The 13,683-nt window shown below is 66.5% G+C and carries 13 protein-coding genes and 1 pseudogene; 4 read left to right on the top strand and 10 right to left on the bottom strand.

Annotated elements, in window-relative coordinates; genetic code table 11:
• Positions 1–311 precede the first annotated feature (311 nt).
• The 7 genes from VGD20_RS18010 to purE form a co-directional block, all read right to left on the bottom strand.
• Positions 312–602: a GIY-YIG nuclease family protein gene (locus VGD20_RS18010; protein ID WP_331135756.1), complete on the bottom strand. Its 291-nt coding sequence runs from the start codon at positions 600–602 to the stop codon at positions 312–314.
• Between the two features lie 76 nt (positions 603–678).
• Entirely contained in the window at positions 679–1,716 is a 1,038-nt protein-coding gene (locus VGD20_RS18005; RefSeq protein WP_331135755.1) for a glycerophosphodiester phosphodiesterase family protein, read from the bottom strand.
• Positions 1,717–1,804: 88 nt separating this feature from the next.
• Positions 1,805–2,746, bottom strand: a complete 942-nt coding sequence (locus tag VGD20_RS18000) for a bifunctional riboflavin kinase/FAD synthetase (RefSeq protein ID WP_331135754.1) — start codon at positions 2,744–2,746, stop codon at positions 1,805–1,807.
• A 118-nt stretch (positions 2,747–2,864) separates the two neighbouring features.
• Entirely contained in the window at positions 2,865–4,046 is a 1,182-nt protein-coding gene (locus VGD20_RS17995; RefSeq protein WP_331135753.1) for a dipeptidase, read from the bottom strand.
• Between the two features lie 3 nt (positions 4,047–4,049).
• Positions 4,050–4,541 (bottom strand): dihydrofolate reductase, encoded by a 492-nt coding sequence (locus tag VGD20_RS17990; protein WP_331135752.1) that lies wholly within the window; start codon positions 4,539–4,541, stop codon positions 4,050–4,052.
• Positions 4,538–5,611, bottom strand: coding sequence for a 5-(carboxyamino)imidazole ribonucleotide synthase (locus VGD20_RS17985; RefSeq protein WP_331135751.1), 1,074 nt, complete (start codon positions 5,609–5,611; stop codon positions 4,538–4,540). The genes VGD20_RS17990 and VGD20_RS17985 overlap by 4 nt, the downstream gene beginning before the upstream one ends.
• Positions 5,612–5,615: 4 nt before the next feature.
• Complete coding sequence (gene purE / locus VGD20_RS17980) at positions 5,616–6,113, bottom strand: 5-(carboxyamino)imidazole ribonucleotide mutase (protein WP_331135750.1); 498 nt, start codon at positions 6,111–6,113, stop codon at positions 5,616–5,618.
• 188 nt (positions 6,114–6,301) lie between these two features.
• Here purE and VGD20_RS17975 point away from each other — a divergent pair, with 188 nt between their 5' ends.
• The 4 genes from VGD20_RS17975 (at position 6,302) to VGD20_RS17960 (ending at position 8,504) form a co-directional block, all read left to right on the top strand.
• A complete protein-coding gene (locus VGD20_RS17975) occupies positions 6,302–6,946 on the top strand; it encodes a GGDEF domain-containing protein (protein ID WP_331135749.1) in 645 nt (214 codons plus the stop codon).
• 49 nt (positions 6,947–6,995) lie between these two features.
• Complete coding sequence (locus VGD20_RS17970; protein WP_331135748.1) at positions 6,996–7,325, top strand: hypothetical protein; 330 nt, start codon at positions 6,996–6,998, stop codon at positions 7,323–7,325.
• A 32-nt stretch (positions 7,326–7,357) separates the two neighbouring features.
• Positions 7,358–7,927 carry a hypothetical protein gene (locus VGD20_RS17965; RefSeq protein WP_331135747.1) on the top strand — a complete coding sequence of 190 codons (570 nt, stop codon included), beginning with the start codon at positions 7,358–7,360 and terminating at the stop codon, positions 7,925–7,927.
• 115 nt (positions 7,928–8,042) lie between these two features.
• Complete coding sequence (locus tag VGD20_RS17960; RefSeq protein ID WP_331135746.1) at positions 8,043–8,504, top strand: DNA starvation/stationary phase protection protein; 462 nt, start codon at positions 8,043–8,045, stop codon at positions 8,502–8,504.
• Between the two features lie 181 nt (positions 8,505–8,685).
• Here the strand turns inward: VGD20_RS17960 and VGD20_RS17955 are convergent, their stop codons facing one another.
• The 3 genes and pseudogenes from VGD20_RS17955 to VGD20_RS17945 all read right to left on the bottom strand — a co-directional run.
• Entirely contained in the window at positions 8,686–10,224 is a 1,539-nt protein-coding gene (locus VGD20_RS17955; protein WP_331135745.1) for an amino acid permease, read from the bottom strand.
• Between the two features lie 101 nt (positions 10,225–10,325).
• Positions 10,326–12,365: a penicillin-binding protein 1C gene (gene pbpC, locus VGD20_RS17950; RefSeq protein WP_331135744.1), complete on the bottom strand. Its 2,040-nt coding sequence runs from the start codon at positions 12,363–12,365 to the stop codon at positions 10,326–10,328.
• 294 nt (positions 12,366–12,659) lie between these two features.
• A pseudogene (locus VGD20_RS17945) lies at positions 12,660–13,683 on the bottom strand (alpha-2-macroglobulin); the annotation flags it as partial.

Here is a 13,683-nt window from a genome sequence, read left to right as displayed (position 1 = left end):
GGCTTGCCTTTGCTTTCGGCGCGCAGGCGCTTGTAGAGGCCCATATCCTGCCAGCGCTTCAAGAGCTCCGGCTCCTTCTGCGGCAGGCCGGCCTTCATCGGAAAGTCGGTCTTGGGCAGGAAGACGGTGTCGCGATAATCGCGCTGTTCGGCGGCGGGCGTGCTCTCGGTCATGGTGGCGCCGCTTAGCGCAGATTTGCGCGGGAGCAAACCTTCACGATTGCGCATGGCGCGCTGGGCCCCGGCTTTCGCCGGGGATCACAAATTGCCAGCTGCCATCGTGAACCCTGGCGAAAGCCGGGGCCCAGAAAGCTAGCGCAGAAGCTCGAAATAGAGATCGCGCCATTCGGGGTTGATCGCTTCGATCAGTTTGATCTTCCACGCACGCTTCCATTCTTTCATCTGGACCTCGCGGCGACGGGCGTCGTGGAGATTCTCGAAATGCTGGTGCCAGACGAGCATCTTGAGCCCATATTTATGCGTGAAACCGCCAACCAGCCCTGCTCGATGCTGCCATATGCGTTGCGGGAGGTCGCTGGTCACGCCAATGTAGAGCGTGCCGTTGCGCTTGTTGGTGAGAATGTAAATCCAGCCTTGCTTCATGATGCGGCGTTATAATGGGCCCCGGCTTTCGCCGGGGATCACCTTTGTCCGCACCGGAGCAATCTCTGCTCCCCGCCTATTTCTGCCGCGGGCGCAGCGCGGGGCCGAGATTGTAGATGTCGTCGATCCCCACATAGCCGGTGAAGCTGGCGGGTACCTTGGTCAGTTGCTGGACCTGGCTCAGTCCCGGGCCGTCGGCCCCGTCGCCGCGCGGGCCGGTGAGGAGGATGCGGGTGCCGTGCTTGGCGGCGCGGTCCTGCAGGCGGTCGGGCCAGCCCCAATAGGCCCATTGGCGGTCGAGCGGCACGATGATCGTGCTGCCGGTGCAGCTTGGCGGATACCAGCCCGACCAGCCGTATCGGATATAGTCGGCGGTGCAGCGCTTCGCAGCGTCGGGGTCCATCGTCCACGCCTTCGGTGCCTTGGCACGGATCAGTTCCATCAGCCGCGCGGCGCCCGAAAAGCCGAAGCGCGGCTGATCGGGATCGATCCCCGCGCGCGCGAAGGCAGCGAGGACGAGTTCGGCCTCTTTCGGATCGCGCGACGTGAAATCGATCCGCAGCGAGGCATGGCCGAGGTCCCGCAGCACCTCGTCGAGGCTGGGCATCAGGTGGGCGCCCTTGCCGCGTAGCGGGAAGGTCTTGCCGCCGTCGGCGGTGTAGCCATAGCCGATATCGAGCGCCTTTAATTCGGCCATCGTGCGGTCACGGATTTCGCCCTCGCCGTCGGTGCGGCAATCGAGCGCCGCGTCGGAAAAGACCGCGACCTGCCCATCCCGGGTACCCGTGACGTCGAGCTGGACCATGCCCGCGTCACGGCCGATCGCGGCCTTCATCGAGGGCAGGCTGTTTTCGATATAGTCATGTTCGGGCGGACGGATTCGTGCCGCGGTGCAGGTCTGACCGGTGACGCCGGCATGATCGAACAGTTGCGCCACCCCGCGGTGTGCGATCAGCACGCGCTTGCCTTGCGCGTCGGGAGCGAGCCAGCTGGCGTTGCTGAGCGTGAACCATGCGACGACGAGCGCGAAGACCCAGAGCAGGATTTTTGTGCGCCGCTTCATCGGCTTTTTGGGCGGCCCTTCGAGGGCGGTCGCCCAATCATTGTCGGTCATTCCGTCCCCCCTCGTCATGCCGGACTTGATCCGGCATCCATTCCCGCCGCGTCGTCTGGACCCCGGATCACGTCCGGGGTGACGATGACTATATGTCAGTCAACAATTTGCGCGCCTCGTCGCAATCGGCCGCGATTTGCGCCATCAGTGCGTCCATGTCGTCGAACTTCGCCTCGGGCCGGATGAAGGCATGGAAGGCGACGTCGATTTCCTGCCCGTAGAGATCTTCGGCGAAATCGAAGAAATGCGGTTCGAGCAATTCCTTGGGCGGATCGAAGCTGGGGCGGATGCCGAGGTTCGCGGCGCCCTTGAGGATGCGGCCCCCCGGACCTTCGCCAAGGAGCCTGCCGGTGACCGCATAGATACCGTAGCGCGGGCGCAGATATTGCCCCATTTCGAGGTTCGCGGTCGGGAAGCCGAGCAGGCGGCCATTCTTGTCGCCGTGCCGGACGATATTGCGCACGGTGAAGGGGCGGGTGAGCAGCCGCGTCGCGGCGGCGCAGTCGCCCGCCTGCAGCGCTTCGCGGATGCGGCTCGACGAGATCACTTCCTCGCTATCGTCGACCGGGGCGACCATTTCGGTGAAAAAGCCGAGGCGGCGGGCATGGTCGGCGAGCGTCACGACATTGCCGCCGCGGCCCTTGCCGAAGACGAAGTCGGCGCCGGTGACGACGCCCGCTGCGCCGTAGCGATCGAGCAAAAGCCCAGTGATGAAATCTTCCGCCGTCGTCCCCGCGAGCGCCCCATCGAACGGCAGGACGAGCATCGCGTCGGCGCCCGCCGCGGCGAACAATTCCTGCCTTTGGTCGAGCGTGGTGAGGCGGAAGGGCGGGACGTCGGGCTTGAAGAAGCGCACCGGGTGCGGATCGAAGGTCGCGACGATCGCGGGGCGGCCTTCGTCCCGCGCATGGCGGACGGCGCGGCTGACGACCGCCTGATGGCCCGCGTGAAAGCCGTCGAAATTGCCGAGCGCGATCACGCCGCCGCGCAGGGCGTCGTCGATGCGGTTATGGCCGTCGAGGCGGATCATCGTCCCGTCACCCTTCCCCCGTTCGAGCCGAGCTTGTCGAAGCACCGTTCTTCTTGCCACGCCAAAAGAAAGAACGACCCTTCGACAAGCTCGGGGCGAACGGATTTTGAGGCCGGTGTCATAGTGCGGGTGGGGTCAAGGGCACGAGCCCCGCTTTCAGTACACGAATTGCGTTGCCGCCCATCGCGGCGCGGATTTCGTCGTCGCTGAAGCCGGCATCGATCAGCGCCTGCGTCACCTGCACCAGCTTCGACGTGTCGAAGCGGACGGTGGTGGCGCCATCATAGTCGCTGCCGAGCGCGACATACTGGATGCCGACGAGGTCCTTCACATGCTTCATCGCCTTCGCGATGCTCGCGGGCGAGGTGTCGCACACCGCGGCGTCCCAGTATCCGATGCCGATGAGGCCGCCGGTTGCGGCGACGCCACGAATCTGCGCGTCGCTGAGGTTGCGGTTGACCTTGCACGTCGCCTGCACGCCGCCGTGGCTGGAGACGACGGGGCGGCGCGCGATCCTGAGGATGTCGGCGACGCAGGCGCCCGAGCAATGCGCGATGTCGACGATCATGCCCTTCGCCTCCATCGTTTCGACGACCTGCCGCCCGAGCGGGGTGAGCCCGCCTTTCTTGAGGCCGTGCATCGACCCCGCGAGATCATTGTCGAAGAAATGGGTGAGCCCCGCCATGCGGAAGCCGGCGGCATAGAGCTTGTCGAGGTTGGCGAGCTTGCCTTCGAGGCCGTGCAGCCCCTCGATGCTGAGCATCGCGCCGACCGGTACCGCCTTGCCGCGGCGTGCGGCGAGCAGCGCGTCGATATTTTCGGGCGTTGTGACCGCGTCGAGCTGGCCGTTCGACGCCGCGACCGCACGATGGAGTTTTTCGGCGTGCCATAGCGACCGTTCGAGCAGCGAGTTCCACGTCCGCACGGGCTGGAGCTGCGCGATGACGAGCGCCGTGATATTGTCGGTGTCGCTGCCGTTGGCGTCGTAATTCTGTCCCTTCGGGGACTTCGTCGTGCTCGCGAGGACTTGCAGCGCGACATTGCCCTCTTCGAGTCGCGGCAGGTCCATGTGGCCGCGGGCCGCGCGGTCGAGCAGGTCGCGTTTCCAGAGCAGGGTGTCGCTATGCAGGTCGACGATCGTCAGCGTCTTGTGCAGCGCCCGCGCGCGTGCGCTGACCTGCGGCAAGGGCTTGCCGTCGACCTTGTTGATCCCGCGCTCGAGCATGCCCGGGGCGAGCGCGAAGAAGGCGAGCGCGGCGACCGCGACGACGAGCAGGATTCCGGTCAGCCAGCGACGCATCGGCTATTTCCTTGTCAGCGTGACGAAGCTGTAGGCCGGGCGGCCGGCGTCGTCGGCGGGATGGTCCTCGCGCGCGCTTTCGTTCCAGTCGGCGGCGGCGGGATAATCGATGATTGCATCGCCCCCGGGTTCGAGCGCGACCTCGGTCAGCTCGATACGGTCGGCGAAGGGCAGGAAGAGGCGATAGATTTCGGCGCCGCCGATCACCATCACGTGCGGCGCGTTGGCGAGCTTCAGCGCCTCGTCGATCGTTGCCACCGGCTCGGCGCCCTCATCCTGCCAGTCGGGATCGCGGGTGAGGACGATGTGGCGGCGGCCTTCGAGGATCGCAGGCAGGCTGTCGAAGGTCTTGCGCCCCATGATCATCGGGCGCCCCATCGTGAGCTGCTTGAAGCGGCGGAGATCGGCGGGCAGGTGCCAGGGCATCTTGCCGTTGGCACCGACCACGCCGTTGGCGGCGCGCGCGAGGATCAGCGTGATTTCGGGTCGATTCATGCGGGAGAGGCTCCAACCCAGGTGGCGTGGCCGAGTTTGCGCCCCTCGCGCACCTCGGTCTTGCTATAATGATGGACGTGGCAATTTTCGTCGGCGAGCAGCGCGGGGATGTCCGCGATGTCGGCGCCGATCAGGTTGCGCATCGTGACCGGCAGCGTGCGCGTCGCGGTGCTGCCGAGCGGCAGGCCGGCAACGGCGCGGATATGGTTTTCGAACTGGCTCGTCACCGCGCCCTCGATCGTCCAGTGGCCGCTGTTGTGCACGCGCGGCGCCATTTCGTTGAATATCGGACCGTCTTCTGTCGCGAAAAATTCGCCGGTGAGGACGCCGACATAGTCGAGTTCCCCGGCGATCTTCGCCATCAGCGCGCGCGCTTCGTCCTGTTGCGAGGCAATGACCGGGGGCGGCGGCAGGCTCGACGTTGCGAGGATGCCGCCTTCATGAACATTGACGGGCGAGTCCCAGAAGCGTGTCTCGCCGTCGAGACCGCGCACCATCAGCGCCGAAAACTCGTGCTCGAAGGAGACGAATCCTTCGAGCACCGCGGCGTGGCGGTCGATCGCGTTCCATGCCGCGTCGGCATCGGCGGCCGCCCTGAGGCGCGCCTGCCCCTTGCCGTCATAGCCCATGCGTACGGTCTTCAGGATTGCGGGAGCGCCGATCCGTTCAAGCGCTTCGTCGAGCGCGGCGCGGTCGGGGACGGCGGCGAAAGGCGCCGGGCGGCCGCCGAGCCCGGCAACGAAATTCTTTTCGGCCAGCCGGTCCTGCGCGATTTCGAGGCCTGCGACGCCGGGACGCACCGCGACATGCCCCGACAGGAAGCGCACCGTGTCGACCGGCACATTTTCGAATTCATAGGTGACCACGTCGCAATGCGCGGCGAAGGCGGCGAGGCGGGGTTCGTCGTCCCACGCCGCCTGTGTGTGCTGCGCCGCGACGTCGGCGGCGACGCTTTCGCGGTCGGGAGCGTAGATATGGACGCGATAACCGAGCTGCGCTGCCGCGACAGCGAGCATGCGGCCGAGCTGGCCGCCGCCGAGGATGCCGATCGTCGAACCGGGTGGGAGCAACAGATCAGCCCTCGCGCACAGGGACGGGGGCGACGCTGTTTGTCTGCGCTTCACGCCAGCCATTGAGCTTTTCGGCGAGGCCGGGATCGTTGTTCGCGAGCAGCGCGGCAGCGAAGAGTGCGGCGTTGGTCGCGCCCGCCTTGCCGATCGCGAAGGTTGCGACGGGAATGCCGCCGGGCATCTGGACGATCGAATAGAGGCTGTCGATGCCGTTCAGGGCCGCCGACTGGACGGGCACGCCAAGCACCGGCACGCGCGTCATCGAGGCGACCATGCCGGGCAGGTGCGCGGCGCCGCCGGCGCCCGCGATGATGGCCTTGAGGCCGCGTGTCGCGGCGGCCTTGGCATAGTCGACGAGGCGATCGGGCGTACGGTGCGCCGAAACGATCTGCACCTCGTGCGCAATGCCGAATTCTTCGAGGATCTGGACCGCGTGCGCCATCGTCGGCCAGTCCGACTGGCTGCCCATGATGACACCGACTTGCGGCGTGCTATCGCCCATCACCCAATCCCTCCTGCGGGCCGCGATGAATCGCCGCCGCTTTCCCCCTAGCGACTGCTTTGCGCGCGGGCAACGGCACCGATTATGCGGCGCGCGTTTACCGATTGGTATCAAGTCGCGGCTAGGGTCGCCCGACAATATCCACCGGCATGGGGCCGGGGAACATGGGTTCGCTTCGGGGACGTTGAATGGACAGCGTAGGGGGGGCACGGATCGCGGTCGACCAGTTCGGCACCGTTTCCGTTGACTCCATCGAGGACCAGCTGCGCGAAATACGCCGGGAACGCGACGCGTTGCGCCGCGAAAACCGCGTATTGAAGATCGCCGTCGCCGAACTGGAACGGGTGTCTGAACGCGACACGCTGACCCCCTTGTTCAACCGCCGCTATTTCCTGACCGCGATCCATCACCGCATGGCGCGGTTCGAGCGTCACGCCGAACGCGCCGCCGTCGTTTTCATCGACGTCAACCAGCTGAAGTTCATCAACGACAATTTCGGTCATGCCGCAGGCGATTTCGCGCTGATGGAAATCGCCAAGCGCCTCGCCGCCTCGATCCGCGCGACCGACGTTGCGGCGCGCATCGGCGGCGACGAATTCGGCCTAATCCTCGACCAGTCGAACGAGACCGGCGCGCGGGCGCAGGTCGACCGGCTCTGCGACGTGCTGACCGCCGCGCCCGCCGAATATGACGGCCATGAAATCGCGCTGTCGGCGTGCTTCGGCATCGCGATGCTCCAGACCGGGATGACCGAATCGGACATATTGGCGGCAGCCGACCGCGACATGTATCGCAGCAAGCAGGGGCTGGGCGGCCTCCCGGGTCACCGCTAACCGCCCGTTAACCAAAAAAGCGCATCGTTCCCGTGAGGACAGGGGGTGGATGATGCGAAGCCAAGCCGAACATCAGGAAATCCAGAGCCGGATCGCCGGCCAGATCGGCGCGCTGGCCGAAGCGCTCCCGCACTGCGCGCTCGCGCAGATCGTGCAGGGGATCGACGACATCCGCTGCCTTGCGCGCGACAACGGTTTTGCCGCAGTCGAAACGCTGGCCAGTCGCCTCGAATCGGCGGTCGCGGGTGGCGGCTATCGCGCCGCGATCCTGACCTATCTCGACGCGATGAGCGATGCCGCGGGTGCACCGCAGGGGCCGATCCCGTCGGCCGCGCAGGAAGCGTGGCTCGCTTCGGTCGCCGTACGACTGGGCCATTGACGCCCAACCCCTGACACATCAGAGCTGACGTCATGGATGCAATCATGCTTGCGCTGGTGGCGGTGCTGCTCGCCAATGCCGACGGGCGCAGCGGGACATATCTGTCGCGCCTGCTGAGCGTTCGCGCCGACCGCCGCGTCACCGTCGTCATCGCGTTCGGTGCCTTCATCATCAATGCGCTCGTTGCGGCAGTCGCAGGCGCAATAGCGAACGGGATGATCGGGCAGGGGGTCGCAGCCCTGCTCGTTGCGCTGGCGATGCTGTCGGCAGCCGCCGCACTGCTCTGGCGCGGGCGGTCCGCACCGGACGCCGGCGATGCGGCCGGCGAAGCCCCGGTGATTCTCGCAGGACGGATGCTCGCCGGCCAGTTCGGCGACCGCAGCCATTTCCTGATCGGCGCGCTCGCCGCGACCAGCGGAGCGGGCCAGTGGGCCGCGGCGGGCGGCCTCGTCGGCTGGACCCTCGCGATGCTGCCCTTCCTCGCCTTTGGTCCCGCGCTCGCGGAGCGGCGCGCGGCGCATGTGCTGCGCTGGACGAGTGCGCTCATTCTGGCTCTCTGGGGAATCCGTACCGGGCTGGGCGCCTTCGGACTGATCGGGTAATCAATTCGTCCGGACGGACTCTCATCGTTTTTGTCGATCAAGCTCACCCAAAGCTTCAATGGGAAAGCATCGTGCGGCTTCGCTATATCGGCGGGGTAACAGAAAGGATGCTCCCATGTCCGACAAGACCGTCAATGTCCCCGCCGTCGCCGACGCGCTCAACGCGCTGCTCGCCGACAGTTTCGCGCTCTATCTGAAGACGAAGAATTATCACTGGCACGTCCAGGGCCCGCGCTTTCGCGAACTGCACTTGCTGTTCGACGAGCAGGCGGCGCAGATTTTCGCGACGACCGACCTGATCGCCGAACGCGTGCGCAAGAATGGTGCGCCGACGCTGCGTTCGATCGGCGATGTGAGCCGCCGCGCGTCGATCCGTGACGACGATCGTGCGGGCGTCGATGCCGAGGCGATGATCCGCACGCTGGCGGACGACAACAGGGCGCTGCTCGAGCAACTCAGGGAAGTGAAGGTCGCGGCCGAATCCGGCGGCGATATCGCAACCAGCGGGCTGGTCGACGGCTGGGCCGACGAGACGGAGCAGCGCATCTGGTTTCTGGAAGCGACGCTGGGGTATTGATCTCCGCCGTGCCGCGCTTGTGACAGGCTCATCCGCCTAGGGATGGGAAGCTGCCATTCATTCCCCTTCTTTCGGTTGCGAAGAAGGCCAGGGCGTTCCCGGTTGCCAGCAGTTGCGGACCCGTTGGCCGCAATAAAAGAAAGGGGGCCGAAGCCCCCTTTCCCTTTTCAGGTTCGAACTGTCAGTTGAACGACGGGGCCGGCGGAACCGGCGGCGGCGGCGCGTCCGCGTCGTCCTCGTGCACCTCGACATGTCCCTGACCCACATGGCTGCGCGAGCGGCTGTAGGCGAAGTAGACGACGAGGCCGATAGCAGCCCAGATCAGGAAGAGATTGATGCTCTTCTGGTCGAGGTTGAAGAAGAGATAGAGGCAGCCGAGGATCGCGATCGGCGCCGTGATATAGATCAGCGGCGTCTTGAACGGACGGTGACGGCCAGGATCGGTGCGGCGGATCACCATCACCGCGATCGATACCGCGGCAAAGGCGAAGAGCGTGCCCGAATTCGAGATGTTCGCCAACTGTCCCACGGGGAAGAAGGCGGCGAACAGCGCGACCGCGATACCCGTGATGATCGTGATCACGTGCGGCGTGTTGAACTTCGGGTGGATCTTCGAGAAGGCCTGCGGCAGCAGACCGTCGCGGCTCATCACGAAGAAGATGCGGGTCTGGCCGAACATCATCATCAGGATGACCGACGGCAGCGCGAGACCGGCGGCGAGGCCGATCAGGTTGCCGATCTGCGGCCAGCCGATTTCGCGAAGCGTCCATGCCAGCGCTTCCTTCGAGCAGACCACCGCCTGATCGCCGATTGCGCCACACGCGGCAGCGAGTTCGCGGCTGCCGGGTTCGAGCGCATGCCCTGCGGCAGCGTCGATTCCGACCGGCTGCGCGCCGACGGTGCCGATGACGCCCGCGGCGACGAGCAGGTAGAAGATGGTGCAGATCGCAAGGCTGCCGATCAGGCCGATCGGCATGTTGCGCTGCGGATTCTTGGTTTCCTCGGCCGCGGTCGAGACCGCGTCGAAGCCCACGTAAGCGAAGAAGATCGATGCCGCGGCGGCGCCGATGCCGCCGATGCCGAGCGGCGCGAAGGGCTCGAAATTCTGCATGTTCATCACGGGAACCGCGAGGATGATGAAGAGCGTCAGCGCGGTCACCTTGATGACCACGAGAATCGCGTTGATCGTGGCCGATTCGCGCGTGCCGATCACGAGGAGCATCGTAACAAGGCCTGCGATGAACATCGCCGGCAGGTTGATCATCCCGCCATCGAACGGCCCGAGTACCCAGGCCGAGGGTATGTCTATACTGAACGCGTGTTCGATCAGCCCGACCACATAGCCCGACCAGCCAACCGAAACGGCGCCGGCGGCGACCGCATATTCGAGGATCAGCGCCCAGCCGACCATCCATGCAATCAGTTCGCCCATCACGGCATAGCTATAGGTGTAGGCGGAGCCCGATACGGGGACCATCGAGGCCATCTCGGCATAGCAGAGCGCGGCAAAGGCGCAGACGAAACCGGCGATGATGAAGCTGACCATCATGCCCGGGCCCGCCTTCTGCGCCGCTTCGGCAGTCAAAACGAAAATCCCGGTGCCAATCACGGCGCCGATCCCCAGCATCGTCAGCTGAAAGGCGCCGAGCGTGCGCGTAAGCGACTTTTTCTCCGCGGTCGCCAAAATGGCATCCAGCGGCTTTACGCGGTCAAATAGCATAATCTTCCCCTTGGGGGCGGCTGAACTGCCGCCCGTCTTATGGCGGGGCAGACTAGCTTCTCCACGCGTCAGCGCAACTTAATTTCATGGCTCGGCGCGGCTTACCGTACGGTAAAGCGCACTCGGTCAATCATTCGGCCGCCTGGATCAACGAGCGTCAGCATATGGACGCCGGGCCGCGGCAATATCTGCTGCCCCGTATCGGCATCGCCGAGCACTTTCTTGTCGAGGATCAGGCGGTATCCCGAAACCGCGCCACTCACCGTGACCGCGAGCCGCTGGCGGTCGACAGGGATGTCGGGGTCGAGCGCATAGACGCTGCCGCTGACCGGGCTGGTGATGCGCGGGCGGCGCGCGGCTTGCGGCGCGGCGGCCATTTCGGTCTGCGCGGTGCCGCGGAGGAAATATTCGCGGCGCGGCGGTTCGCGGGTACCGGGCAGCGCGATCTGGCGCGCTTCGACGCCAGCGGGCATTGCGGGCGGCTTGCCGGAGTTTCCGGCGTGGAGTGCAAGCATCACATCGCGCCAGACGGGCGCGGCGCCCGAGGTGCCCGATACGGCGCGCATCGAATCGCCCTCGAGATTGCCAACCCACACCGCGACGGTGAAGCGGTCGGACCAGCCGATGCACCAGTTGTCGCGCATGCCCTTCGAGGTGCCCGTTTTGGCCGCGGCCCAGAAGGGGAGGCGGAGCGCGCTGTCGGCGCCGAAAGCGTCGGTGCGGGCGGAGGCGTCGGCGAGGATATCGCCGACGATGAAGGCGGCGGCAGGGGTGACGATCTGTCGCGGATGTTCGCGAAGATGCTGCGTAGCGTCGAAGGTGACCGGCGACCACTTCCCCATATTTGCTAGCGTTCTGAAGGCATTGGCTTGTTCGACAAGCGAAACTTCGGCCGATCCGAGTGCCAGGCTGAAGCCGTAATATTCGCCGTCCTCGACGAGGCCGTGATAGCCGAGCGCCCAGAGGCGGTCGCGGAATTGCTGGACGTCGTCGATGACGAGCGCGCGGACGGCGGGGACGTTGAGCGACGAGGCGAGCGCGTGGCGGACGCTGACCGGCCCCTTGAAGCTATGGTCGTAATTCTTGGGGACGTAGAGGCCCGAGGCGGTGTCGAGCTGGACGGGGCTGTCGTCGAGGATCGACGCGGCGGTGAGCCAGCCATGCTCGATCACCTGCGCGTAGAGGTGCGGTTTCAGGGTGGAACCCGCCTGCCGCCGCGCGTTGGCCCCGTCGACCGCGCCGGCGGTCGATTTGAGGCCGACGCCGCCGACATAGGCGAGCACCTCGCCGGTCGCATTGTCGAGCACGACGACCGCGCCGTCGCGCACCCGGTCGGCGCCGAGCCCGGCGAGCTGGCGGCGTAGTGCGACGATCGCCGCGGTCTGGATGCGGCGGTCGATCGTCGTTCTGACGTGTTTGCCGGGTTTGTCGAGCAGGCGGACGGCGAGGTGCGGCGCGAGCGCGGGGTCGAAGCGCGCGGCATGCTCGCCCGAGACGAGCGTCGCGGCGGCGGCGCGGATCGCCGAACAATCCTTCGCTTTGGCGATGCGGCACGCACGACGGCCGAGCGCTTCGGCGCCGGCGGCCGGGTTCGGGAGTAGTCCCGCGAAAAGTGCGGCATCGGTGCGGTTCAATTCGGCGGGCTTCTTGCCGAACAGGCTCTGCGCGCCCGCGCCGATCCCTTGCGCCTCGCCGCGCAGAGGCAGGAGGTTGAAATAGGCCTCGAGCATCTGCTCGTGAGTCCAGTCTGCGGCGAGCGCTTGCCCCGCACGCATCTGGCGCAGCTTGGTCCGCCAGTCGCGCTTGCCAGGCTGCGCGAGGCTGGGGTCGAGAAAGGCGGCGAGCTGCATCGCGAGCGTCGAGGCCCCGCGCGAGCGGTCGCCGGTCCCCGCCATCGTCAGGCGCGCACGGAGCGCGCTGGCGATGGCAAACCAGTCGACCCCGCCGTGCGACCAGAAGCGGCGATCCTCGCTTTGCACCACGGCGGTGCGGACGGCGGGGCTGATATCGTCCAGCGGCACCCAGGCGAGGCGGCGGCGCTCGAAATTGACGCGTTCGCTGTCGAGCAATTGGCCGTCGCGGTCGTAGAGCCAGGCTTCGCTCGGGCGCCAGTCGGCGCGGACTTTGTCGAAGGCGGGCATCGCGAGCGGGCGCGTCGCGAGATGCGCGGCGGTGACGAGGATGAGCGCTGCGAGCGCGGCCCATGCCAGTGCATCGAACCAGCGGCGTTTGCGGGGGATTTCTATCCTTTGGTCGAGCTTCGAATTGATGCTGGCTACTCACATAAGCCCCTCCCCTTCAGGGGAGGGGTTGGGGTGGGGACGATCGAAGTGGCGTAAGGCCGATGGCCCCCACCCCGCTCGACTAAGGGCCCGGCTGCGCCGGACCAAGTCTCGCTGCCCCTCCCCTGAAGGGGAGGGATTTGGCTTAGCTTCTCATTGCCCAACGCTCGCGATCGTCAGCGGCGCGTTCGGCCACTGGCCGCGGATCGCCGGCGAATACATCGCCTCGACGCGCGTCGGCGGCAGGGTGAAGCGGCCCGAGCCGTTCAAGCGCACGACATATTCGACCGCGTGCGTGCCCGCGGGCATCCAGCCGAAATAGCCGCGCCAGCTGTCCTTGCCGCGCTCGACATAGCTCGGCTGCGCGCCCGATCCGCCTGCCTGTTGGCCAAGCATTTCGGACTGGCCGCCGAGGTTGCCGACGATCGTCGCGCCGGGCGCGACCGGATCGTTGATGACGACCCACGTCCGGCCCGCGGCCGCGACGACCTCGATCCGCACCTTGATCACGTCGCCGCGCGTCAGCCGGTCCTTGTTCGCCGCCTTGACGATGCTGACCGAACGCTTGATCCGGTAGCCGGCGTTCAGCGGTTCCTTGAGCGGCACCGCCGCCTTGACGCTGACGGTTGCCCATGGCGTGCCGGTGCCGTCATGCTTCAGGCTCATCGTCGCGGCATTGAGCGCGACACGGAGCGGCGCGACCGGTTCGGCGGGAAGCGGCCAGCTTTGCGACGCGGTGGCGCCCGCGAGGCCGATGTTGGTGACGCCGGTGATCGCATTCGCCGGATAGAGGTCGGCGAAGCGGCGGACGGTAACCGCGCCCCATGCGTTGGCGGGGGTGGTGTCCCAATGGCCCTTGCGCTGGCGCTGCGCGACACCGACCATCAGCTTGCCCGCGTCATCCTCCCAGCCTTTGCGGCCGAGCACGGCTTCGAGCGCCTTGATCGCCATTTCGTCGCCGCTGGTCATCATCCACCAAGGGGCGCGTGCGTCGTCGACGAGGTCGAGGCGCGTGCCTTCATAGACGAGACGTTTGCGGAGTTCCGCCTCGGCCGCGGTGCGCAGCGCGGGGGCGTTCCGCACGCCCGGGGTCTTTTCGAGCGCGACGAGCCAGTCGGCGAGGGTGCCGGTCGCCATGTCGACCGGCGCGACGTCGATCGCGGCGGCGAGGCTGGCG

The organism is Sphingopyxis sp., from assembly GCF_036402335.1.
GTDB lineage: Bacteria > Pseudomonadota > Alphaproteobacteria > Sphingomonadales > Sphingomonadaceae > Sphingopyxis.
The sequence above is the reverse complement of the archived record's forward strand: the minus strand, read 5'-3'. Positions and strand labels throughout refer to the sequence as shown.